The sequence below is a fragment of the Streptomyces phaeofaciens genome (genome assembly GCF_014648915.1).
Taxonomy (GTDB): domain Bacteria; phylum Actinomycetota; class Actinomycetes; order Streptomycetales; family Streptomycetaceae; genus Streptomyces; species Streptomyces phaeofaciens.
Window position 1 is genome coordinate 78,798 of the sequence record NZ_BMSA01000020.1, and the last position, 21,070, is coordinate 99,867.

16 protein-coding genes and 1 riboswitch are annotated in these 21,070 nt (G+C 72.2%); of the genes, 8 read left to right on the forward strand and 8 right to left on the reverse strand.

The genetic code is table 11. The features are described from left to right. Positions 1-110 precede the first annotated feature (110 nt). Positions 111-2,924 carry a bifunctional acetate--CoA ligase family protein/GNAT family N-acetyltransferase gene (locus IE275_RS29485; protein WP_189714669.1) on the reverse strand — a complete coding sequence of 938 codons (2,814 nt, stop codon included), beginning with the start codon at positions 2,922-2,924 and terminating at the stop codon, positions 111-113. A 176-nt stretch (positions 2,925-3,100) separates the two neighbouring features. Between IE275_RS29485 and IE275_RS29490 the strand changes: the two genes are divergently transcribed. Next, a complete protein-coding gene (locus tag IE275_RS29490; protein WP_030021209.1) occupies positions 3,101-3,382 on the forward strand; it encodes an HPr family phosphocarrier protein in 282 nt (93 codons plus the stop codon). A 248-nt stretch (positions 3,383-3,630) separates the two neighbouring features. Here the strand turns inward: IE275_RS29490 and IE275_RS29495 are convergent, their stop codons facing one another. From IE275_RS29495 to IE275_RS29510, 4 genes are all read right to left on the reverse strand, one after another. Beyond that, positions 3,631-4,326: a GntR family transcriptional regulator gene (locus IE275_RS29495; RefSeq protein WP_189714671.1), complete on the reverse strand. Its 696-nt coding sequence runs from the start codon at positions 4,324-4,326 to the stop codon at positions 3,631-3,633. 188 nt (positions 4,327-4,514) lie between these two features. Next, positions 4,515-5,258 carry a M23 family metallopeptidase gene (locus tag IE275_RS29500; RefSeq protein WP_189714673.1) on the reverse strand — a complete coding sequence of 248 codons (744 nt, stop codon included), beginning with the start codon at positions 5,256-5,258 and terminating at the stop codon, positions 4,515-4,517. A gap of 14 nt (positions 5,259-5,272) precedes the next feature. Continuing rightward, a riboswitch (cyclic di-AMP (ydaO/yuaA leader) is annotated at positions 5,273-5,439 on the reverse strand. Between the two features lie 202 nt (positions 5,440-5,641). Beyond that, a complete protein-coding gene (locus IE275_RS29505; RefSeq protein ID WP_189714675.1) occupies positions 5,642-7,030 on the reverse strand; it encodes a M16 family metallopeptidase in 1,389 nt (462 codons plus the stop codon). Further along, the gene (locus tag IE275_RS29510; protein ID WP_189714676.1) at positions 7,027-8,376 is read right to left on the reverse strand and encodes a M16 family metallopeptidase; all 1,350 of its coding nucleotides are present in this window, start codon (positions 8,374-8,376) and stop codon (positions 7,027-7,029) included. The genes IE275_RS29505 and IE275_RS29510 overlap by 4 nt, the downstream gene beginning before the upstream one ends. A gap of 291 nt (positions 8,377-8,667) precedes the next feature. Between IE275_RS29510 and IE275_RS29515 the strand changes: the two genes are divergently transcribed. Beyond that, positions 8,668-11,136 carry a DNA gyrase/topoisomerase IV subunit A gene (locus IE275_RS29515; protein WP_189714677.1) on the forward strand — a complete coding sequence of 823 codons (2,469 nt, stop codon included), beginning with the start codon at positions 8,668-8,670 and terminating at the stop codon, positions 11,134-11,136. 30 nt (positions 11,137-11,166) lie between these two features. On the opposite strand, the gene IE275_RS29520 is transcribed toward IE275_RS29515, so the two are convergent. Then, entirely contained in the window at positions 11,167-12,312 is a 1,146-nt protein-coding gene (locus tag IE275_RS29520; RefSeq protein WP_189714679.1) for a CobW family GTP-binding protein, read from the reverse strand. Positions 12,313-12,634: 322 nt separating this feature from the next. Here IE275_RS29520 and IE275_RS29525 point away from each other — a divergent pair, with 322 nt between their 5' ends. From IE275_RS29525 to IE275_RS29550, 6 genes are all read left to right on the forward strand, one after another. Continuing rightward, positions 12,635-13,198 carry a DUF6082 family protein gene (locus IE275_RS29525; protein ID WP_189714681.1) on the forward strand — a complete coding sequence of 188 codons (564 nt, stop codon included), beginning with the start codon at positions 12,635-12,637 and terminating at the stop codon, positions 13,196-13,198. Positions 13,199-13,431: 233 nt separating this feature from the next. Continuing rightward, a complete protein-coding gene (locus IE275_RS29530) occupies positions 13,432-13,671 on the forward strand; it encodes a hypothetical protein (protein WP_189714683.1) in 240 nt (79 codons plus the stop codon). Positions 13,672-13,840: 169 nt separating this feature from the next. Further along, positions 13,841-15,121, forward strand: coding sequence for a citrate/2-methylcitrate synthase (locus IE275_RS29535; RefSeq protein WP_189714685.1), 1,281 nt, complete (start codon positions 13,841-13,843; stop codon positions 15,119-15,121). Positions 15,122-15,271: 150 nt separating this feature from the next. Continuing rightward, on the forward strand, positions 15,272-16,213 hold the full coding sequence (locus IE275_RS29540; RefSeq protein WP_189714687.1) for a ferredoxin family protein: 942 nt from the start codon (positions 15,272-15,274) through the stop codon (positions 16,211-16,213). A 171-nt stretch (positions 16,214-16,384) separates the two neighbouring features. Continuing rightward, complete coding sequence (locus IE275_RS29545; protein WP_189714689.1) at positions 16,385-18,142, forward strand: ATP-binding protein; 1,758 nt, start codon at positions 16,385-16,387, stop codon at positions 18,140-18,142. Next, positions 18,139-18,819 carry a response regulator gene (locus IE275_RS29550; RefSeq protein WP_189714691.1) on the forward strand — a complete coding sequence of 227 codons (681 nt, stop codon included), beginning with the start codon at positions 18,139-18,141 and terminating at the stop codon, positions 18,817-18,819. The genes IE275_RS29545 and IE275_RS29550 overlap by 4 nt, the downstream gene beginning before the upstream one ends. Positions 18,820-18,860: 41 nt before the next feature. Here IE275_RS29550 and IE275_RS29555 read toward each other — a convergent pair whose 3' ends face one another. Beyond that, positions 18,861-20,453, reverse strand: coding sequence for a monocarboxylic acid transporter (locus IE275_RS29555; protein ID WP_189714693.1), 1,593 nt, complete (start codon positions 20,451-20,453; stop codon positions 18,861-18,863). Next, complete coding sequence (locus IE275_RS29560) at positions 20,450-21,019, reverse strand: DUF485 domain-containing protein (protein WP_189714695.1); 570 nt, start codon at positions 21,017-21,019, stop codon at positions 20,450-20,452. Before IE275_RS29560 ends, IE275_RS29555 begins: the two co-directional genes overlap by 4 nt. Positions 21,020-21,070: the final 51 nt, after the last annotated feature.

A 21,070-nucleotide genomic window follows, 5' to 3' on the forward strand; every position in this document is an offset into this window, starting at 1 on the left:
TCGAGGGCAACCCCGGCAGATGCGACAGGGACCGGTCTCCCCTCACCCGGCGGGAGGCCGCGCCCACGGCGGGCGCGAGGAGGCCGTGGCGACGCTCCGTGTCCGCCCGGTCAGTACGTCGGCAGGGTCCGGGGACCGAGGTCGTCGCGCGCGGGTGGCGGGGCGAGGCGGACCGAGGCGCTCAGCACGCTCAGGCCGTGCGGGGCGACGACGACCGGTTCCAGGGTGACGGCGACGACCTCGGGGTGGTCGTCGACCAGCCGCGAGACGCGCAGCAGCAGCTCCTCCAGGGCGGGGGTGTCGACGGGGGTCGAGCCGCGCCAGCCGAACAGCAGGGGGGCGGTGCGGATGGAGCGGACGAGGGACGTGGCGTCGCGGTCGGTGACCGGAACCAGGCGGTGCGCCATGTCGCCGAGCAGCTGGGAGGCGGCCCCGGCGAGCCCGAACGACAGCACGGCCCCGGCCGCCGGGTCGATGACCGCGCGGACGACCGTGTCGACCCCCCGCGGGGCCATCGCCTGGACGACCGGGCGCAGCTGCTCCGGCTGTCCGAACAGCTCGGTCAACTCGGCGTACGACCGTCGCAGTTGCTCCTCGTCGGCGAGGTCGAGGCGGACGCCGCCGAGGTCGGCGCGATGACGCAGGTGCGGGGCGGTGGCCTTGAGGGCGACGGGGTAGCCGAGGGCGGCGGCGGCCCGCGCGGCTTCGTCGGGGGTGGGCGCCGGGATCGCGCGGCGGGTGCGGATGCCGTAGCGGCCGAGGAGCTCGCACGTCTCCTCGGTGCCCAGGGTGAGGCCCTGTCCGCGCGCGAGGAGCCCGTCGATGAGCCGGGCGGCGCCCTTCTCGTCGATGTCCTCGTACTCGGGGACCTTGCCGGGGTCGGCGGCCTCGCGTCGCCACTGGCCGTACTTCACGGCTTCGGCGAGGGCGCGCACGGCGCGTTCGGCGGCGGGGTAGGCCGGGATGAGGTGGGTGCCCTCGGGTGCCTCGACGGCGGCGGGCGGCTGCTGGCCTGCTGCCGCCGCGGCGGCACGCGCGCGCGTGGCCGCTTCGGTGCGGGGCGCGGTGCTGGTCGCGGCGGAGAGGGCCGCGGCGAGGCCGCCGAGTTCCACGTGGACGACGAGGACCGGCTTGGCGGGGGCCGCGGCCGCGGCGGAGCGCAGTGCCTCGGCCAGTTCCGCGTCGCCGGGGGACGCCTCGCCGATCGCGGGTATCGCCGTCACCACGACCGCGTCGCACGTCTCGTCGGTCAGCGCCCGCGTGAGCGCCGCGTGGAAGTCCTCCGCCGAGGCCTCCGTGGTGAGGTCCAGCGGCGGCAGCGGCCGCAGTCCCTCGGAGAGGCACGCGTCGTACGTCAGCAGCCCCAGGGACTCGGAGTTGCCCAGGATGGCCACCCGGGGCCCGGTCGGCAGTGGCTGACGGGCCAGCAGCAGGCCCGCGTCGACCAGTTCGGTGATGGTGTCGACGCGGATCACGCCGGCCTGGCGCAGCAGCGCGGAGACCGTCGCGTGCGGGAGCCGGGTCGCGCGGATGGCGTGTCCCTGCGGGGCGGAGCCGGCGCCCTGGACGACCACCAGCGGCTTCGCGGCGGCCGTGCGCCGTGCGAGGCGGGTGAACTTGCGCGGGTTGCCGATGGACTCCAGGTACATCAGGGCGACATCGGTGTCGGGGTCGTCGTACCAGTATTGGAGGACATCGTTGCCGGAGACGTCCGCGCGGTTGCCCGAGGAGATGAAGGTGGAGACGCCGGTGTCGCCGGTGACCCCGCCGCCGCGCCGGTGCAGACGGGAGAGGAGGGCGATGCCGATGGCACCGGACTGGGCGAACAGACCGATCCGGCCCGGCCGGGGCATCTCGGGTGCGAGGGAGGCGTTGAGCCGCACCTGCGGGGAGGTGTTGACCAGGCCGAAGGCGTTGGGGCCGATGATCCGCATGCCGTACGCGCGCGCGTGGCGGACGAGTGCGCGCTGGCGCTCGCGGCCGTCGGGGCCGCTCTCGGCGTATCCGGCGGAGAGGACGACGAGTCCCTGGACACCGTGTTCGCCGCACTCGGTGACGACCTCGGGCACGTGCTCGGCGGGGACGGCGACCACCACGAGGTCGACGGGCTCCTCGATCTCGCGCACGGAGCGGTGGGCGGGCACGCCGTCGAGGTGCTTCAGGTCCTCGGGGAACGCCTTGTTGACGGCGTAGAGGCGGCCGGTGAAGCCTGCCTCCAGCAGGTTGCCGAGGACGCTGCGGCCCACGCCGCCGGGGGTGCGGCCGGTGCCGACGACGGCGACGGAGCCGGGCACCAGCAGACGCCGTACGGAGTGGGCCTCGGCGCGCTGTTCCCGCGCGCGCTGTACGGCCAGGGAGCGTTCGGTGGGTTCGAGGTCGAACTCCAGGCGGACGACGCCGTCCTCGAAGCTGCGCTTCTGGGTGTAGCCGGCGTCCGTGAACACCTTGATCATCTTGGTGTTGGCGGGGAGCACCTCGGCGGCGAACCGGCGGATGTCGCGCTCGCGCGCGACGGCCGCGATGTGTTCGAGCAGGGCGGAGGCGACCCCGCGGCCCTGGTGGGCGTCCTGCACGAGGAAGGCGACCTCGGCCTCGTCGGCGGGCGCGGAGGCGGCCATGCCGTCGGCACCAATGCGGTCATAGCGTACGGTTGCGATGAACTCGCCGCCCACCGTGGCCGCGAGACCCACCCTGTCCACAAAGTCGTGGTGCGTGAAGCGGTGGACGTCCTTTGCGGACAGCCGCGGGTAGGGCGCGAAGAAGCGGTAGTACTTCGACTCGTCCGACACCTGCTCGTAGAAGCTGACCAGGCGCTCGGCGTCATCAACGGTGATGGGGCGGATGCGCGCGGTGCCGCCGTCGCGCAGCACCACGTCGGCCTCCCAGTGGGCGGGGTACTCGTGCCGGTCCGAGGCGCTCTGCATGGGGCCCAGAGTACGGCTCGCGTACGACAACGGCGCGAGGCAGTCTGTGGGGACGGAGTCGGATCGAGGCCGCGATCCGGCGACCGCACGAGGAACGGGACACATGACCCGTTCCTCCCGTGCTTCACGTGTGGAACACTGGTCTAGACAACCTGAGAACCGAAGGGCAGCAACACATGGCTGAGCGCCGCGTCAACGTCGGCTGGGCCGAGGGCCTCCACGCCCGCCCCGCTTCCATCTTCGTCCGAGCCGCCACGGCCGCAGGCGTCCCCGTGACGATCGCCAAGGCCGACGGCAACCCCGTCAACGCGGCCTCCATGCTGGCCGTCCTCGGCCTCGGCGCCCAGGGAGGCGAGGAGATCGTCCTCGCCTCCGACGCCGAGGGTGCGGACGCCGCCCTCGACCGGCTCGCCAAGCTGGTCGCCGAGGGCCTCGAGGAGCTCCCCGAGACCGTCTGAGTTCCGTTCGCGTCACACGCCGAGCCGCGTCGCCCTCCGGGGCGGCGCGGCTTCGCGCTTCCCGGCGGACCTCCGCGCCGGCTCCCCCGCACTTTCACCGAACTGTCGAGGGAATTACCGGCGGCATACCCGGAAACCCGGCCCCGGGCATACGAAGAGCGCGTCACCGGAATTATCGGCAGCGCGCATGAAAAGGCAGCGGAAATACAGCTCCGCCAAATACCACTTCTTTGTATACGGCCCTCGTGTTAATGCCGCAGACCCGTCATGTTTACGGGAGGTTGCGAAGTCCTCACACGGTCGGCGCGCTCGGTCCCGTTGGAAAAGCGCAGCCGGTGCGCGGCCGTCGCGCGCTCGGTGTGCAGCGCCGTCACCGACCGCGCGCGCTCGCCGTCGCCGCGCGCCACCGCGTCCACGATCGCGCCGTGCTCGGCCCAGGACTCGACCGGATCGGCCGGCGCGTCCACCGCGTACATCCAGGCGATCTTGTGCCGGAGCTGGGTGAGCATCGAGGTCAGGGCGTGGCTTCCGGAGGCCTGGGCGAGCGTCTCGTGGAACCAGCCGCCCAGGGAGCGCAGATCCTCGCTGTTGCCCCGCCGGGCCCGCTCCTGGCCCAGCCGGACCAGTCCGCGCAGCACCTTCAGATGGGCCTCCGTGCGCCGCTGGGCGGCCCGGGCGGCGCCGAGCGGCTCCAGGAGCATCCGCATCTCCAGCAGGTCGGCCGCCTCGTGCTCGGTCGGCTCCGCCACGCACGCGCCCGCGTGCCGGCGCGTCACGACGAAGCCCTCGGCCTCCAGCGTGCGCAGCGCCTCCCGGACGGGGACGCGGGAAACGCCGTAGCGGCGGGCGAGGAGTTCCTCGGTGAGGCGGCTGCCGCGCTCGTAGACACCCGCGACGATGTCGTCCCGGATCGCCGTGCACACCGAATGCGCCGGAATACGCATGACCGACCTCCGCCTTAATCCCCGTGAAACGTCGACGATTGACGTGTGTTCCGTGACTCTATTGCAATGAGGCGGAATTTCCGACGGCGGGCCGGAATCCAGGGATATTTTTTGGACAGTACGGTCCCGAAAACGGCGAAAGCCCCGGCCGTGGGGGCCGGGGCTGGACGATCTGTCGCCGTACGTCGTCAGATGCTCACGCCGTGCGCGCGGAGGTAGGCGACCGGGTCCATGTCCGAGCCGTACTCCGCCGTCGTGCGCGCCTCGAAGTGCAGGTGCGCACCGGTGACGTTGCCGGTCGCGCCGGACAGGCCGATCTGCTGCCCCGGGGTGACCTGCTGGCCCACCGAGACACCGATGGACGACAGGTGACCGTACTGGGTGTACGTGCCGTCGTTCATCTTGATGACGACCTGGTTGCCGTACGCCCCGCCCCAGCCGGCCTCCACGACGGTGCCCAGGCCCACCGCGTGCACCGTGGTGCCGCTGGCGGCGTGGAAGTCGACGCCGGTGTGGCTGCCGGAGGACCACAGGGAGCTGCTGGCCTGGTAGCCGGTGGACACGTAGGAGCCGCTGATCGGCAGCACGAAGGTGTTGAGGCGCTTGCGCTCGGCCTCGCGGGCGGCACGCACGCGTGCCTCGCGCTCCTCCACCGCCTTCTTGGCCGCAGCCTCGCGTGCGGCCTCCTCGAAGGCGGCCTGCTTCTGCGCGACGACCTGGTCGTCGATCTCCTCGACGACGGACTCGCCGGCGGTGACGACGGGGATCAGCCCGGTCTGCTCAGGGGTGGGTTCCGCGGCGAAGGCCGGGGAGGAGGCGACAGTGGCCATGACACCGGTGGTGGTGAGCGCCGCGACGCCTGCCGCGCGAGCGCTGGTGCGCTGCATCCGGCTGGGGCGACGGTGCTTCCCGGTGGCGCAGGTGAACGCCATGAAGTTGGGCGGTCCTTTCCTTCCTTCTCGCCTACCGGGTTAGCTGACGGGTTCGGAGCAGGAAGGTCTCCTACGGACCCCCTCGCTCACGCGCGGGCGTCCGATTCACCCCAGGGACTGCACAAAGTGGGTCCCCGGCTCCCCTGGCTCGCGCCGTACGGGGACTCGGCGATGACTGTCCGGTGCCGCGGATGCGGCGCACTGCACGACGAACAGCCTGCTTGACGCTATGCGGCGCCGCTTTCAATCCTCAAACGGATCACGGTTTTTGTAGCGCACGCCACAGTGCAGACGGGCAGCCTCCGCATCAATTCGGACATCCGAGGGCCCTGGTGACGCTTGCGTCGCCCAGGGCCCTCACACGCGTGTGTCGTTGTGCGCGGCTACTCGGCGGCGACGACCTTCACTTCGCCGATCCCGAGCGCCTCGACGGCCTCCTTGATCTGGGCGGCGTCACCGACGAGGACCGTCACCAGGCGGTCCACCGGGAAGGCGTTCACGGCCGCCGCGGTGGCCTCCACCGTGCCGGTCGCGGCCAACTGCTGGTAGAGCGTGGCCTGGTAGTCGTCGGGCAGGTGCTGCTCGACCTGGTCGGCCAGCGTGCTCGCGACGGCCGCGGCGGTCTCGTACTTCAGTGGCGCCACACCGACCAGGTTCTGCACCGCGACGTCGCGTTCGGCGTCGGTGAGCCCCTCGGCGGCGAGGGTGCGCAGCACCTTCCACAGGTCGTCCAGGGCCGGCCCGGTGTTCGGGGTGTCGACGGAACCGCTGATGGCGAGCATCGCCGCCCCCGAGCCGTCCGGCGCCGAGCGCAGCACCTGGCCGAACGCCCGCACGCCGTACGTGTAGCCCTTCTCCTCGCGCAGGACGCGGTCCAGGCGGGAGGTGAGCGTGCCGCCGAGGCAGTACGTGCCGAGCACCTGGGCGGCCCACACGCGGTCGTGCCGGTCGGCGCCGATCCGGCCGATCAGCAGCTGCGTCTGGACGGCACCCGGGCGGTCCACGACGACGACCCGGCCGGCGTCGTCGGCGGTCACCGGCGGGACGGGCCGCGGCTGGGCCTGGGAGCCCGTCCAGGCGCCCAGGGTGTCGCCCAGCAGCGACTCCAGGTCGACGCCGGTGAGGTCGCCGACGACCACGGCGGTGGCCGTGGCGGGCCGTACGTGCTTCTCGTAGAAGGCGCGGACGGCCGCCGAGTCGATGTCCTCCACCGTCTCCGCCGTGCCCTGGCGGGGGCGCGACATGCGCGCGGTCGCCGGGAACAGCTCCTTGGAGAGCTCCTTGGCGGCGCGACGGGAGGGGTTGGCCAGCTCGTGCGGGATCTCGTCCAGACGGTTGCGGACGAGGCGCTCGACCTCGCTGTCGGCGAAGGCGGGCGCGCGCAGGGCGTCGGCGACCAGCCCGAGCGCCTTCGGCAGGCGCGAGACCGGGACCTCCAGGCTCAGCCGGACACCGGGGTGGTCGGCGTGCGCGTCGAGGGTGGCGCCGCAGCGCTCCAGCTCGGCGGCGAACTCCTCGGCGGAGTGCTTGTCGGTGCCCTCCGAGAAGGCGCGCGCCATGATCGTGGCGACGCCGTCAAGACCGGCCGGCTCGGCGTCCAGGGGCGCGTCGAGGATGATCTCGACGGCGACGACCTGCTGGCCGGGGCGGTGGCAGTGCAGCACGGTCAGGCCGTTGGCCAGCGTGCCGCGCTCGGGCGCCGGGAACGCCCACGGCTTCGCCTCACCCGCGCGGGGCTGGGGGTGGAACTCCATCGTGGCGAGCTCGGTCACTGGGCCGCCTCCTCGTTCTCGTCCTGGTCGGCGGTGGCTTCGGGGGCGGTGGGCTCGTAGACGAGCACCGCGCGGTTGTCGGGGCGCAGACGGGCCTTGGCGACCTCGCGCACCTCGTCGGACGTGATCTCCAGCACGCGCTGGACGGCGGTCAGGGCGAGCTGCGGGTCACCGAACAGGACGGCGAACCGGCACAGTTCGTCCGCCCGGCCGGCGACCGTGCCGAGGCGGTCCAGCCACTCGCGCTCCAACTGGGCCTGGGCGCGCTCCATTTCCTCGGCGGTGGGGCCTTCCTCGGCGAACCGGGCCAGCTCCTCGTCGATGGCGGCCTCGATGACGGGCACCTCGACGTCCCCGGACGTCTTCACGTCCAGCCAGCCGAGGGAGGGCGCCCCGGCGAGCCGCAGCAGACCGAAGCCGGCCGCGACGGCCGTACGGTCGCGGCGCACCAGCCGGTTGTACAGGCGGGAGGACTCGCCGCCGCCGAGGACGGTGAGCGCCAGGTCGGCGGCGTCGCACGCGCGTGTGCCGTCGTGCGGCAGACGGTAGGCGGCCATCAGGGCACGGGCCGGGACCTCCTCCTCGACGACCTCGCGCAGCTGCTCGCCGATGACCTCGGGCAGCGAGCCGTCACGCGGGTCGGGCTTGCCGTCGTGGGTGGGGATGGAGCCGAAGTACTTCTCGATCCAGGCGAGCGTCTGCTCCGGGTCGATGTCGCCGACGACCGACAGGACGGCGTTGTTGGGCGCGTAGTACGTGCGGAAGAACGCGCGCGCGTCCTCCAGGGTCGCCGCGTCCAGGTCGGCCATCGAGCCGATCGGCGTGTGGTGGTACGGGTGGCCGTCCGGGTAGGCGAGCGCGGTGAGCCGCTCGAACGCGGTGCCGTAGGGGACGTTGTCGTAGCGCTGGCGGCGCTCGTTCTTCACGACGTCGCGCTGGTTCTCCATGGACTCGTCGTCCAGGGCGGCGAGCAGGGAGCCCATGCGGTCGGCCTCCAGCCAGAGGGCGAGCTCCAGCTGGTGGGTGGGCATGGTCTCGAAGTAGTTGGTGCGCTCGAAGCTGGTGGTGCCGTTGAGCGAGCCGCCCGCGCCCTGGACCAGTTCGAAGTGGCCGTTGCCCTTGACCTGGCCGGAACCCTGGAACATCAGGTGCTCGAAAAGGTGAGCCAGGCCGGTGCGGCCCTTGACTTCGTGACGCGAGCCGACGTCGTACCAGAGGCACACCGCCGCGACGGGGGTCAGATGGTCCTCGGAGAGCACCACCCGCAACCCGTTGGCCAGGCGGTGCTCGGTCGCTGTCAGGCCCCCGGTGCCTGCCTGGTCTGTGGCCGTGTGACCCATGGGCATGTACATCCCTTCCGATCGCGGACGCGGTCGTCGAAACCGCACGGTTCCTGCCGGTCCTGTCACTGTATGCAAGCGTGCGGTCGGTCGGCGAAGTTCCCGGAGGTCGTACGCCGAGAGCGAGAAAAGCGACGCCTGCGCGATGGCGTAGCCTGCGGGCAACCGTGGCAGCGGTGGCGCCTCCCCGTGCCGGGGCGGTCGGCCGATGCCGGGTCCTGGCCCGTCTTGTCAGTGCCACGGTCCACAATGGACCGCGTCAGTCCCGTCACACGCCTCAGCAAGGAGCCGGCAGCGATGGCCCGCCGCAGCACGAAGACCCCGCCGCCCGACGACTCGTACGAGGAGCGGATCCTCGACATCGACGTAGTCGACGAGATGCAGGGCTCCTTCCTCGAGTACGCGTACTCGGTCATCTACTCCCGCGCCCTGCCGGACGCCCGCGACGGCCTCAAGCCGGTGCACCGCCGCATCGTCTACCAGATGAACGAGATGGGGCTGCGCCCCGACCGCGGCTATGTGAAGTGCGCGCGCGTGGTCGGCGAGGTCATGGGCAAGCTGCACCCGCACGGCGACGCGTCGATCTACGACGCCCTCGTGCGGATGGCCCAGCCCTTCTCCATGCGCGTGCCGCTGGTCGACGGTCACGGCAACTTCGGCTCGCTGGGCAACGACGACCCGCCCGCGGCCATGCGGTACACCGAGTGCCGTCAGGCCGAGGCCACGAGCCTGATGACGGAGTCGATCGACGAGGACACGGTCGACTTCACGCCCAACTACGACGGCCAGGAGCAGGAACCGGTGGCGCTGCCCGCCGCGTTCCCGAACCTGCTGGTCAACGGCTCGTCCGGGATCGCGGTCGGCATGGCCACGAACATGCCGCCGCACAACCTGGGCGAGGTGATCGCGGCCGCCCGCCACCTGATCCGCCACCCGAACGCGGATCTGGACGCCCTGATGAAGTTCGTCCCGGGCCCCGACCTGCCCACCGGCGGCCGGGTCGTCGGCCTCTCCGGCGTCCGGGACGCGTACGAGACGGGCCGCGGCACCTTCAAGATCCGGGCGACGGTGTCGGTGGAGACCGTGACGGCCCGCCGCAAGGGCCTGGTCATCACGGAACTGCCCTTCACGGTCGGCCCCGAGAAGGTCATCGCCAAGATCAAGGACCTGGTCGGTTCGAAGAAGATCCAGGGCATCGCCGACGTCAAGGACCTCACGGACCGCGCGCACGGCCTGCGCCTGGTCATCGAGATCAAGAACGGCTTCGTGCCCGAGGCCGTCCTGGAGCAGCTCTACAAGCTGACGCCGATGGAGGAGTCCTTCGGCATCAACAACGTGGCACTCGTGGACGGCCAGCCGCTCACCCTGGGCCTGAAGGAGCTGCTGGAGGTCTACCTCGACCACCGCTTCGAGGTCGTCCGCCGGCGCAGCGAGTTCCGCCGCACCAAGCGCCGCAACCGGCTGCACCTGGTGGAGGGCCTGCTCACGGCGCTCGTCGACATCGACGAGGTCATCCGGCTGATCCGCTCCAGCGAGAACAGCGCCCAGGCGAAGGAACGCCTGATGGAGCGCTTCTCGCTGTCGGAGATCCAGACCCAGTACATCCTCGACACGCCCCTGCGCCGCCTGACCAGGTTCGACCGCATCGAGCTGGAGGCGGAGAAGGAGCGGCTCAACGCGGAGATCGCCGAGCTGACCCGCATCCTGGAGTCGGACGCGGAGCTGCGCAAGCTGGTCTCGTCCGAACTCGCCGCGGTCGCCAAGAAGTTCGGCACCGAGCGGCGTACGGTCCTGCTGGAGTCGTCGGGCACGACCGCCGCGGCCGTGCCGCTCCAGGTCGCGGACGACCCCTGCCGGGTCCTGCTGTCCGCCACGGGCCTGCTGGCCCGCACGGCGAACGCCGAGCCGTTCGCCGGGGCCTCCGAGGACGCGGAGGAGGCCAAGCGCGTCAAGCACGACGTGATCATCTCCGCCGTGCCGGCCACCGCGCGCGGGGAGATCGGCGCCGTCACCTCGACGGGCCGGCTGCTGCGGATCAACGTCGTGGACCTGCCGCAGCTCCCGGACACGGCGGCGGCGCCCAACCTCTCGGGCGGCGCTCCTCTGTCGGAGTTCGTCTCCCTGGAGGGCGGCGAGACGGTGGTCTGCCTGATCACCCTCGACGAGTCCTCGCCGGGCCTGGCCCTGGGCACCGAGCAGGGCGTGGTCAAGCGGGTCGTGCCCGACTACCCGTCCAACAAGGACGAGCTGGAGGTCATCACCCTCAAGGAGGGCGACCGGATCGTGGGCGCGGTCGAGCTGCGCACCGGCGAGGAGGACCTGGTCTTCATCACCGACGACGCCCAACTGCTGCGCTACCAGGCCGCGCAGGTCCGCCCGCAGGGCCGCCCGGCGGGCGGCATGGCGGGCATCAAGCTCACCGAGGGCGCGAAGGTGATCTCGTTCACCGCGGTCGACCCGGCGGCCGAGGCGGTGGTCTTCACGGTGGCCGGCTCGCGCGGCACGCTGGACGACTCGGTCCAGACGACGGCCAAGGTGACCCCGTTCGACCAGTACCCGCGCAAGGGCCGCGCCACCGGCGGTGTGCGCTGCCAGCGGTTCCTGAAGGGCGAGGACTGCCTGTCCTTCGCCTGGGCGGGCCCCACACCGGCGAAGGCCGCGCAGAAGAACGGCCTGCCCGCCGAGCTGCCCGAGATCGACCCTCGCCGTGACGGCTCGGGTGTGTCGCTGGCGAAGACGGTGGGCGTGGTGGCGGGACCGCTCTAGGACTCCTGGCGGACGTGGCGGCGGGGCGCTCTAGGACTCCGGCTCCTGGAGGACCTCGTCGTCAAGGTCCGCGGGGTCCTGGTCCGCAGACTCCCTGTCCGCGGGGTCCCTGTCCGCGGGGTCCTGTACGTACCGCAGGACGCCCCACATGCCGTGTTCGTCGGCGGTGTGCGGGGCGTCGCTCCCACAGGCCTCCAGTTCCTTGACGAGGGCGGGTGCGTCGATCCCGGAGCCGATGAGGACGAGCTGGCTGAGGCGGGCTTCGCCGGACGCGCCGCTCCAGGGCTCCGGGTAGAAGCGCAGGAACCGGCCGACGGCGTGCACCGCGTACCGGTTGACGGTGTCGTGGGCGCCGAAGTCGACGTACCCCTTGATCCGGTAGAGGCCCTCGGGCCTGCTGTCGAGGAAGCGCATCAACCGGCGCGGGTCGAGAGGGGCTTCGGAGACAAAGGACACGCTGTCGTAGGCGGCGTGCAGATGACCGTCGTGCCCGTCGGTGTGCGTGTCGGCCTCGGCGTCGGCGTGACGGTGCAGGTCGTCGAAGGACAGCTGCCCGAGGCGCTCCTCGCTCGGCCGGCAGTCGAAGAGGAACTCCGGGTCGACCCGGCCGTAGGTGGCCGGGACGACCGCCGCCCGGTCGGTGAGGGTGCGCACCAGCCCGAGGACGCGCTCGGCGTCGGGCGCACGGTCGATCTTGTTCACGACGACGAGGTCGGCGAGCGCGAGATGCCGGTCGATCTCGGGATGCCTCGCCCTGGTCCCGTCGAACTCGGCGGCGTCCACGACCTCGACGAGCCCGCCGTACACGATTCCCGGGTGTGAGCTGGCGAGCAGCATCCGGACGAGTTCCTGAGGCTCGGCGAGGCCGCTGGCCTCGATCACGACGACGTCGATGCCGGCGGCGGGCCGGGCCAGCCGTTCGAGGTAGACGTCCAGCTCACTGGCGTCGACGGCACAGCACAGACAGCCGTTGCCGAGGGAGACGGTGGAGTCGCCGAGCGCGCCGGCCACGGCCATGGCGTCGATCTCGATGGCCCCGAAGTCGTTGACGAGGGCACCGATCCGGCTGCCGCCGCTGCGGTGCAGGAGATGGTTGAGCAGGGTTGTCTTGCCCGAGCCGAGGAATCCGGCGAGTACGACGACCGGGATCTGCTGCGGACCGGGGCTGTGCGTCACCGTGCGACCTCTCTGACACCTGCGCGTGCACCGGCTCACGGCTCCGGCGCGCGGACGGGGATGGACTGCGGGCCCAGGATACGAGCCGGAGGAAAGCCCATGAGGTGAACGATTGTTAGCAGCACGCGCGGGGCAGACGTCTGGCAAGGCGCCCTGGCGTGCGACCCTCGCTTCCCTCCGTGCGCCTCCTCTCCGCCTCCCCCGCCGATCAGAGCCGCTCGGCACTCTGGGAGACGGCAAGCGCCGCCCACCGCTCGCCGGTCCCCGTCTGTCCACCCGCATCCCGACGACCGGCGCACGGCCGCCTGATTCGGGGGTTGACATGGCCACACGGAAGTCTTGGGCACGGGGACTGGCCCCCGTCGCGGCGGCGGGCCTCGGCCTGGCCGCCGGTGCCCTCGCCGCACTGGCCGCGCAGCGGCACACACTCGACGCGCTGCGCGCGCGACTCGACCACCTGGAGGCGGCGGCCCAGGAGCAGCGCCACACGAACCTCGCCCATCAGCAGCGGCTCCACTGGGAACTTCTGAGCAAGGCGATCGACAGTCCCGAGCTGGCGGAGGTGCTGGACATCTTCGAGACGCCGGCGTCGCCCCAGCGGCGCCGGCAATACCTGTTCGCCAACGCCCTGTACACCAACGCCCTGTTCTACTACCGCATCGGCAACATCAGCCGGGAGGAGTTCTTCGGGTACGTACGCGGACTGCTCCAGAACCCCGTGGTGCGGGAGTACTGGCACGCGACGCAGGGACAACGGGCCACCATCACCGAGGGTTCCGACGAAGCCGAACTCGGGCGCATGATCGACGATCTGCTGCGGCAGCTGGAGGAGGCGGACGTGGAGGAGTGGTGGGTGGTCGGGGAGCCCCCGGAGGCGCAGATGTGAGCGCGCGCCTCATCAGTCACGCCCTCATTCACACCCACGGCCCATAACGAAGAGGTGAAGTCCTCAGTTGACCCAAGCATGACGGGGTTGACTCACGCTTGATCGCGCAGAGCGGCTCCACATCCACCGTCGCTCACGCCGCCGGATGCCGAGCGCACCCCACAGGGTGGCCTCCCGCGCCTGCTGTCGCTGTGTGCGAGCCCTTCAGACGTGAGAACCAGAGGGAATCAACTGTGAGTCAGATCATCCGTCGTATCGGTGCATCTCCGCGCGCTCGTGGCAGCGTGGGAGGCGGCAACTGCCCCGACATCTTCGAGTTGGCCGACGGGAACTTCGCCGTGATCGGCACGGACGCGACGGAGAAGCTCGACGGGGACCTCCCGGCCGACGCCTCGCGCGCCGACTACGAGCGCATCGTCGTCATCACACGGGACACGCTGCTGCGCGCCAAGGCCGACATCCCCGACGCGTGAGCGTCTCCAGGGGCTGATCCACGCCACCACGCCGGGTCCGGCACCTCTTGGTGCCGGACCGTCTGTGTGTCACCCACGGTGGTGGTGTCACCCACGGTGGTGTCGGCCCCTGTCCCTGTTGATCAGACCTGATCGAATCACGCCGTACCGGCCCGCTACCGTGACCACCATGCGCGATCACGACCCCGGCCCCGCCGACCCGGAACGACGGCTGAGCACCCAGGAGGCCGCCGAGCTGCTCGGGGTGAAGCCCGCGACCGTGTACGCGTACGTCAGCCGTGGCCGGCTCAGCAGCCGGCGTGCGCCCGGCGGCCGGGGGAGCACGCTGGACGCCCGGGAGGTCGAGGCGCTCGCGCGGCGCGGCCGGCGGGAGGGCGGCGGGAGTGCGGGAACGGGCGGCGACCTGTCCGTGCGTACCCGGCTCACGTTCATCGACCAGGACCGGTACTACTTCCGGGGCGTCGACGCGACCGAGCTGGCCGCCCGGCACTCCTACGAAGAGGTCGCCGAGTGGCTCTGGACCGGACGGATGCGCCCCGGAGTGGTCTTCACCGCGCCCGAGTCCTCCGTCGAGGCCGCCCGTCGCGCGGTCGAGGCGCTGCCCGAGCACAGCGGGCCCATCGACCGGCTGAGGGTCGCCGCGGTCGCCGCCGCCGTCACCGACCCCCTGCGGTACGACCTGTCCGAGGACGCCGTGCTCGGCACCGCACGCATCCTGATCCCCACCCTCGTCGCCGCCCTGCCGCCGAAGCGGCCCACCCGTCGCGCCCCGAAGGGGCACAGCTCTGCCGACAAGGGGCCGCTGGCGGGACGGCTGTGGGCGCGGCTCAGCGGACGGCCGCCCGAGCCGGCGCAGCTGCGGCTCCTGGACACGGCACTCGGCCTGCTCGCCGACCACGACCTGGCCGCCTCGACGCTCGCGGTGCGCGTCGCCGCGTCCGCCCGCGCGCACGCCTACGCGGCCGTCTCCGCGGGGCTCGGTGTCATCGAGGGCACCCTGCACGGCGCGGCGAGCGGGGGTGCCCACCGGCTGCTGGTCGACGTGCTCGACATGGGCAGCGCCGCCCCGGTGATCGCGGAGGAGCTGCGGGCCGGCCGCCGTGTCCCGGGGCTCGGCCACCGGCTCTACTCCGGCGAGGACCCACGCGCGCGTGCCCTGTTCGCCCTCCTGGAGGAGATCCCCGAAGCCGCGCCCGTGCTCGCGGCGGCCCGCGACATCGTGGCCACGACCGCCCGGCACGCCCCGCTGCACGCCAACGTGGACTTGGCGCTCGCCGTCCTGACCGCCTCCAGCGGCATGGAGCCCTCGGCCGGGGAGACGATCTTCGCCGTCGCCCGTACGGCGGGCTGGATCGCCCACGCCCTGGAGGAGTACGGGGAGCGGCCCTTGCGGATGCGCCCGAGCGGGCACTACGTCGGTCCGAGGCCGCCTCGTCCTCTCCCCGAGTAGACGAATCCGGCCCCGATCCGCGGCCGCGCCTGCGGGCAGGCTTCTGACGTGGGGCGTTGCCGGGCGCACAGTCGCGGCCCCGGCACTCCACAGTGAGTCACAGGCATGGTCGGAAGTCGCTCCGCGTCAAGTCAGGTTAGGCTCACCTCTGTGAGTACGTGCGCGACCGTCTCGCGGGACCTCGGCGAGCCCCTTTCCGGTACCGCGGCCACGGCATCGACCTGGCTCCTCGTGGAACAGCCGGGCCCCTGGGGTGCGAAAGCGCTGGTGCAGAGCCACCTGGACCCCGTCCTCGGCCGCGCCCTGGAAGCGGCCGCGCAGGGCACGGGCGTACGCGTCGCGCTCATCAGGCGCCCCGGGCGCCACGCGGACTTCGGCACGCCGCGTCTGCGCCAGGTGTACGCGGCGCACACCGTCCCCGGACGGGTGTGGCTGCGCAGCGCCTGGACCCACGACCCGCGGCAGCTGCTGGACCTCGACTTCGCCGCACTCGGCCAGGGCGACCACCGCAGCTTCGACACCGCGCTGCGGGGCGGCCCCCACACCGGCGACCCGCTGGCCCTCGTCTGCACCAACGGCAAGCGCGACCGCTGCTGCGCGCTCCTCGGCCGTCCCCTCGCCGCCGAACTCGCCGCGTCGGGAGTGGAGGGCGTCTGGGAGGTCACCCATCTGGGCGGCCACCGCTTCTCCCCCACCGTGCTCGTCCTGCCGCACGGGTACGCGTACGGTCGCGCCGAGGCCCACACCGTCAAGGAAGTCCTGCACGGCGTCCAGGACGGCCGGATCGTCCTGGAGGGGTGCCGGGGCAGCTCGGCCTGGGAACGGCCCGGTCAGGCGGCGGAGCTGGCCGTGCGCAGGGCGGTCGGCGAGGACGCGGCGGAGGCGCTCGCCGTCGTCGCCACCCACGGCGGCGCACCGCGCTGGGAGGTGACCGTCGCGCACACCGACGGCCGCCACTGGCGGGTCGTCGTGGCCCAGACCGCCTCCCAGCCTCCCCGCGAGGAGAGCTGCGGGGTCTCGGTCCTCGGTTCGCCCGCGCGGATGGACGTGGTGGCGGTGCACGAGCTGACGACCGCGGGGGTTGCGGGCTGAAACGCCCGTGACCGGACCGCCCCGCACGCGGGCGGGACCGAGACGCCCGCGACCACGACCACGGCCACGGCCACGGCCCGCAACCTCCCGCTCGTGCTCGTGCTCGTGCTCGAGAGAACTACGCCACACACCCCTACGGCTGCACCCGCCCGCCCACGTACCGTCTTGGGTATGAGCCCCACTCCCCCCGCCCGTCGCCTGCGCCTCGGCATGCCCAGGCGCGTGTTCTCGCAGGTGCTGCTGATGCAGCTGGCGATCGCCGCGGGAGTCGTGGTGCTCGCGACGGGGCTGTTCCTCGCACCGCTCAGCGACCAGCTGGACGACCAGGCGATGCGCCGCGCGCTCGCCATCGCGCAGACCACCGCGGCGGTGCCCCAGATCGCCGAGGACCTCCAGGACACGGCGCCCACCGTCGACGGACCGGTGCAGCGGGAGGCGGAGCGGATCCGCGAGGCCAGTGGCGCCGAGTACGTCGTGGTGATGGACGTCCACGGCACGCGCTGGTCGCACACCGACCCCGGGGAGGTCGGCGGCCATGTCTCGACGGACCCCAGCCAGGCCCTGGCCGGCCAGGACGTCATGGAGATCGACGACGGCACCCTGGGCCGCTCCGCCCGCGGCAAGGTGCCCCTGCGCGACGGCGACGGCGGGATCATCGGCGCGGTCTCGGTCGGCATCGAGTACGACAGTGTCCGGGCCCGGCTGATCCACGCGATCCCGGGACTGTTCGCCTACGCCGGCGGCGCCCTCGCGGTGGGTGCCCTGGCCGCCTGGCTGATCTCGCGCCGGGTCCAGCGGCAGACCCGTGACCTGGCCTTCTCTGATATCTCGGCACTGCTCGCCGAACGCGAGGCGATGCTGCACGGCATCCGGGAGGGCGTCGTCGCCCTGGACCGCGCCGGCCGCGTCCGGCTGCTCAACGACGAGGCTCAGCGCCTGCTGGGCATCGGCGACGAGGCGGTGGGCCGCTCGCCCGACGAGGCGCTCGGCGAGGGCCGTACGGCCGACGTGCTGGCCGGCCGGGTGACCGGCACCGACCTGATCGCCGTACGCGGACAGCGCGTCCTGGTCGCCAACCGTATGCCCACCGACGACGGCGGCGCGGTGGCCACCCTGCGCGACCGCACCGAACTGGAGCAGCTCGGCCGCGAGCTCGACTCCACACACGGCCTCATCGACGCCCTGCGGGCCCAGGACCACGAGTACGCCAACCGCCTGCACACCCTGCTCGGACTGCTCGAACTGGAGATGTACGACGACGCCGTGGACTTCGTGGGAGAGGTGGTCGGCGCGCACCGGGCCACCGCGGAGCAGGTCACGGAGAAGATCGAGGACCCGCTGCTCGCCGCCCTGCTGGTCGGCAAGGCGACCGTCGCGGCCGAGCGGGGCGTGGCCCTGCGGCTCTCGGACCGCACCCGGCTCCCGGACCGGCTGATCGACCCGCGCGGGCTGGTGACGGTCGTCGGCAACCTGGTGGACAACGCCCTGGACGCCGTCGCGGGCACCCCGCACGCGCGCGTGGAGGTCGAACTGCGCGCCGAGGGGCCCACGGCGATCCTGCGGGTACGGGACACAGGACCGGGAATCCCGGCCGAGCGACGCGAGTTGATCTTCACCGAGGGCTGGTCCACGAAGAAGCCGCCCGCGCACGGGAAGCGCGGTATCGGCCTCTCCCTGGTGCGCCGGCTCGCCGAGCGCCAGGGTGGCAGTGCCACGGTCGGCGAGGCGGCCGGCGGGGGCGCCGAGTTCACCGTCGTCCTGCCGGAGGCACTGCCCGGTCCCGTGCCCGAAGCCGGGCCGGCACCTGGTCAGGGGCCCCGGCCCATCCACGGCCGGGAGCCCGCCCCGGCCGCGCCCGGCCCGGAACCCGGTCCGGCACCCGTACCGGCCGCACCGTCGCACCGCACTGTCGAGAAGGAGTCGCGATGATCCAGGTCCTGGTCGTGGACGACGACACCAGGGTCGCCCAGGTCAACGCCGCCTACGTCGAGAAGGTGCCCGGCTTCCACGTAGCCGCCGAGGCGCACAGCGCGGCCGAGGCGCTGCTCCGGCTGGAGCTGCTGCCGCAGGTGGACCTGGTGCTGTTGGACCACTACCTGCCCGACGAGACGGGGCTGGAGGTCGTCCAGGAGATGCGCCGGCGCGGCCACCAGGCCGACGTCATCATGGTGACGGCGGCGCGGGACGTCACCACGGTGCAGGCCGCGATGCGGCAGGGCGCCCTCCAGTACCTGGTGAAGCCGTTCGCCTTCTCCGGTCTGCGCGCCAAGCTGGAGGCGTACGCCGACCTGCGCCGCACACTCGACGGCGGCGGCGAGGCCGAACAGGCCGACGTCGACCGGATCTTCGGTGCGCTGTCCGCCGCGTCGGAGCCCGGCTTGCCCAAGGGGCACTCCCCGACCACGGCCGAACTGGTCCGCCAGTCCCTGATGAACGCCACAGGGCCCCTGTCGGCCCAGGAGATCGCCGACCGGACCGGGGTGAGCCGCCAGACCGCCCAGCGCTATCTGAAGCTCCTGGAGCGCACCGGACGGGCCCGGCTGACCCTGAAATACGGCGACGCGGGCCGCCCGGAACACCGCTACGTGTGGGCGACCCGCGCCTGAGGACAGACCGCGATGCCGTACGACGACCGGGGCGCCGCCCGCTACACGGCCCCCGCGCCCGTCAGCGACCTCACCTCGGTCTCCGCGTGCCTGGCCTCATCGGCGACCTCGGCGGAGGTGACGGTGCCGAGCCAGCCCGCGAGAAAGCCCAGCGGGATCGAGACCAACCCCGGGTTCTGGAGCGGGAAGTACTGGATGTCCACGCCCGGGAAGAGCGACTCGGGACTGCCCGACACCACCGGGGACAGCACCACGAGCACCAGGGCCGGCACCAGCCCGCCGTACACCGCCCACACGGCGCCCCGGGTGGTGAAGCCCCGCCAGAACAGGGAGTACAGCAGGACCGGGAGGTTCGCGGACGCCGCGACGGCGAAGGCGAGCCCCACCAGGAAGGCCACGTTGAGATCGCGGGCCAGCAGGCCGAGGGCGATCGCGAGCACGCCGATCCCGAAGGCGGCCGCCCGTGCCACCGCCACCTCGCTGCGCGGCTTCGCGTCCCGGCGACGCAGGGACGCGTACAGGTCGTGGGCCACCGACGCCGAGGAGGCGAGCGTGATCCCGGCGACGACCGCGAGGATCGTGGCGAAGGCGACGGCCGCCACGATCGCGAACAGAACCGTGCCCCCCGTCGTGCCGGCGCCGCCGCCCAGGTCCAGGGCCAGGAGCGGCACCGCCGTGTTCCCCGCCGCGTTCGAGCCGCGCACGGCGTCCGGGCCGACGACGGCCGCCGCCCCGAACCCGAGAACGATCGTCATCAGATAGAAGCCCCCGATGAGCCCGATCGACCAGACGACGGACCGCCGTGCCGCCCGCGCGGTCGGCACGGTGTAGAAGCGCGACAGGATGTGCGGCAGGCCCGCCGTGCCCAGCACCAGCGCCAGACCGAGGCTCATGAAGTCGAAGCGGGCCGTCCAGTCCCCGCCGTACTTCAGCCCGGGCGCCAGGAACGCCGTACCGTGCCCGCTGCGCTCGGCCGCCGTCAGCAGCAGCCGGTCGAAGTCACCGTGAAAGCGCAGCAGCACGAGCACCGTGAGCGCGATCGTGCCGGCGAGCAGCAGAACCGCCTTGACGATCTGAATCCATGTGGTGGCCCGCATCCCTCCGAACGACACATAGATCACCATGAGTGCGCCGACCCCGATGACCGCCCACGACTGGGCCGCCTCGCTCGTGTTCCCCAGCAGCAGCGCGACCAGGCTGCCCGCCCCCACCATCTGCGCCACCAGATAGAGCACGGAGACGGTGACCGAGGACGTTCCCGCCGCGATCCGCACCGGCCGCTCCCTCATCCGCGCGGCCACCACGTCGGCGAGCGTGAACCGCCCGCAGTTGCGCACCAGTTCGGCGACGAGGAACAGCACCACCAGCCAGGCCACGAGAAAGCCCACCGAGTACAGCAGTCCGTCGTAGCCGTAGAGCGCGATGAGCCCGGAGATGCCGAGGAAGGAGGCGGCCGACATGTAGTCGCCCGCGATGGCAAAACCATTCTCCATCGGCGAGAACAGCCGCCCTCCGACGTAGAACTCCTCCTCCGAACCCTGCCGGTTGCGGCTCACCCAGGTCGTGATCCCCAGAGTGACCGCGACAAAGGCGCTGAACAGCAGTAACGCCAACGTCTGATGGTTGCCGGTCACAGGGCACCGCCCCTGGCGCCCCGCGTCAGCTCCTGGGTGTCCCAGCGCAGTTCCAGTGCCGCACGGTCCCGACGCAGCCGAGCATGCCGTGCGTAGGCCCAGGTCAGCAGGAAGGTGCTGAGGAACTGGCCGAGCCCCGCGAGCAACGCCACGTTCACCGCGCCCGCCACGGGCCGCGCCATGAATCCGGGCGCTGCCGTCGCGGTCACGACGTATGCCACGTACCAGAGGAAGAACCCGGCGACGGCCGGACCCACGAACCGCCGGTACCGGCTGCGCACCTCCTGGAAGGCCGCGCTGCGCTGCACCTCGAGGTAGACCTGTGCCGCCGCCACGGCCCCGTCCTCCCGGTCTTTCCGCTCCCGGCGCGCCGCCGGCACCTCGGCCCCGCGTGTGCCCGCGGTGCCCGGCTCGCCCCAGCCCGACGCGAGGGCGTCGTACCACGGGTCCTCGTAGCGCACCGCGCGCGGCGACTCGACGAATGCCGGACCCTGGTCCTGCTGGAGCTCGCCCGATCTCTCGGGACCGTCCCCGCCGTCATGGGAACGACCGTTGCTTGGCTGCATGCCCAAGGATGGACAGAACGGGAAGATCCCTGACTCTTCTTCCTCGCACAC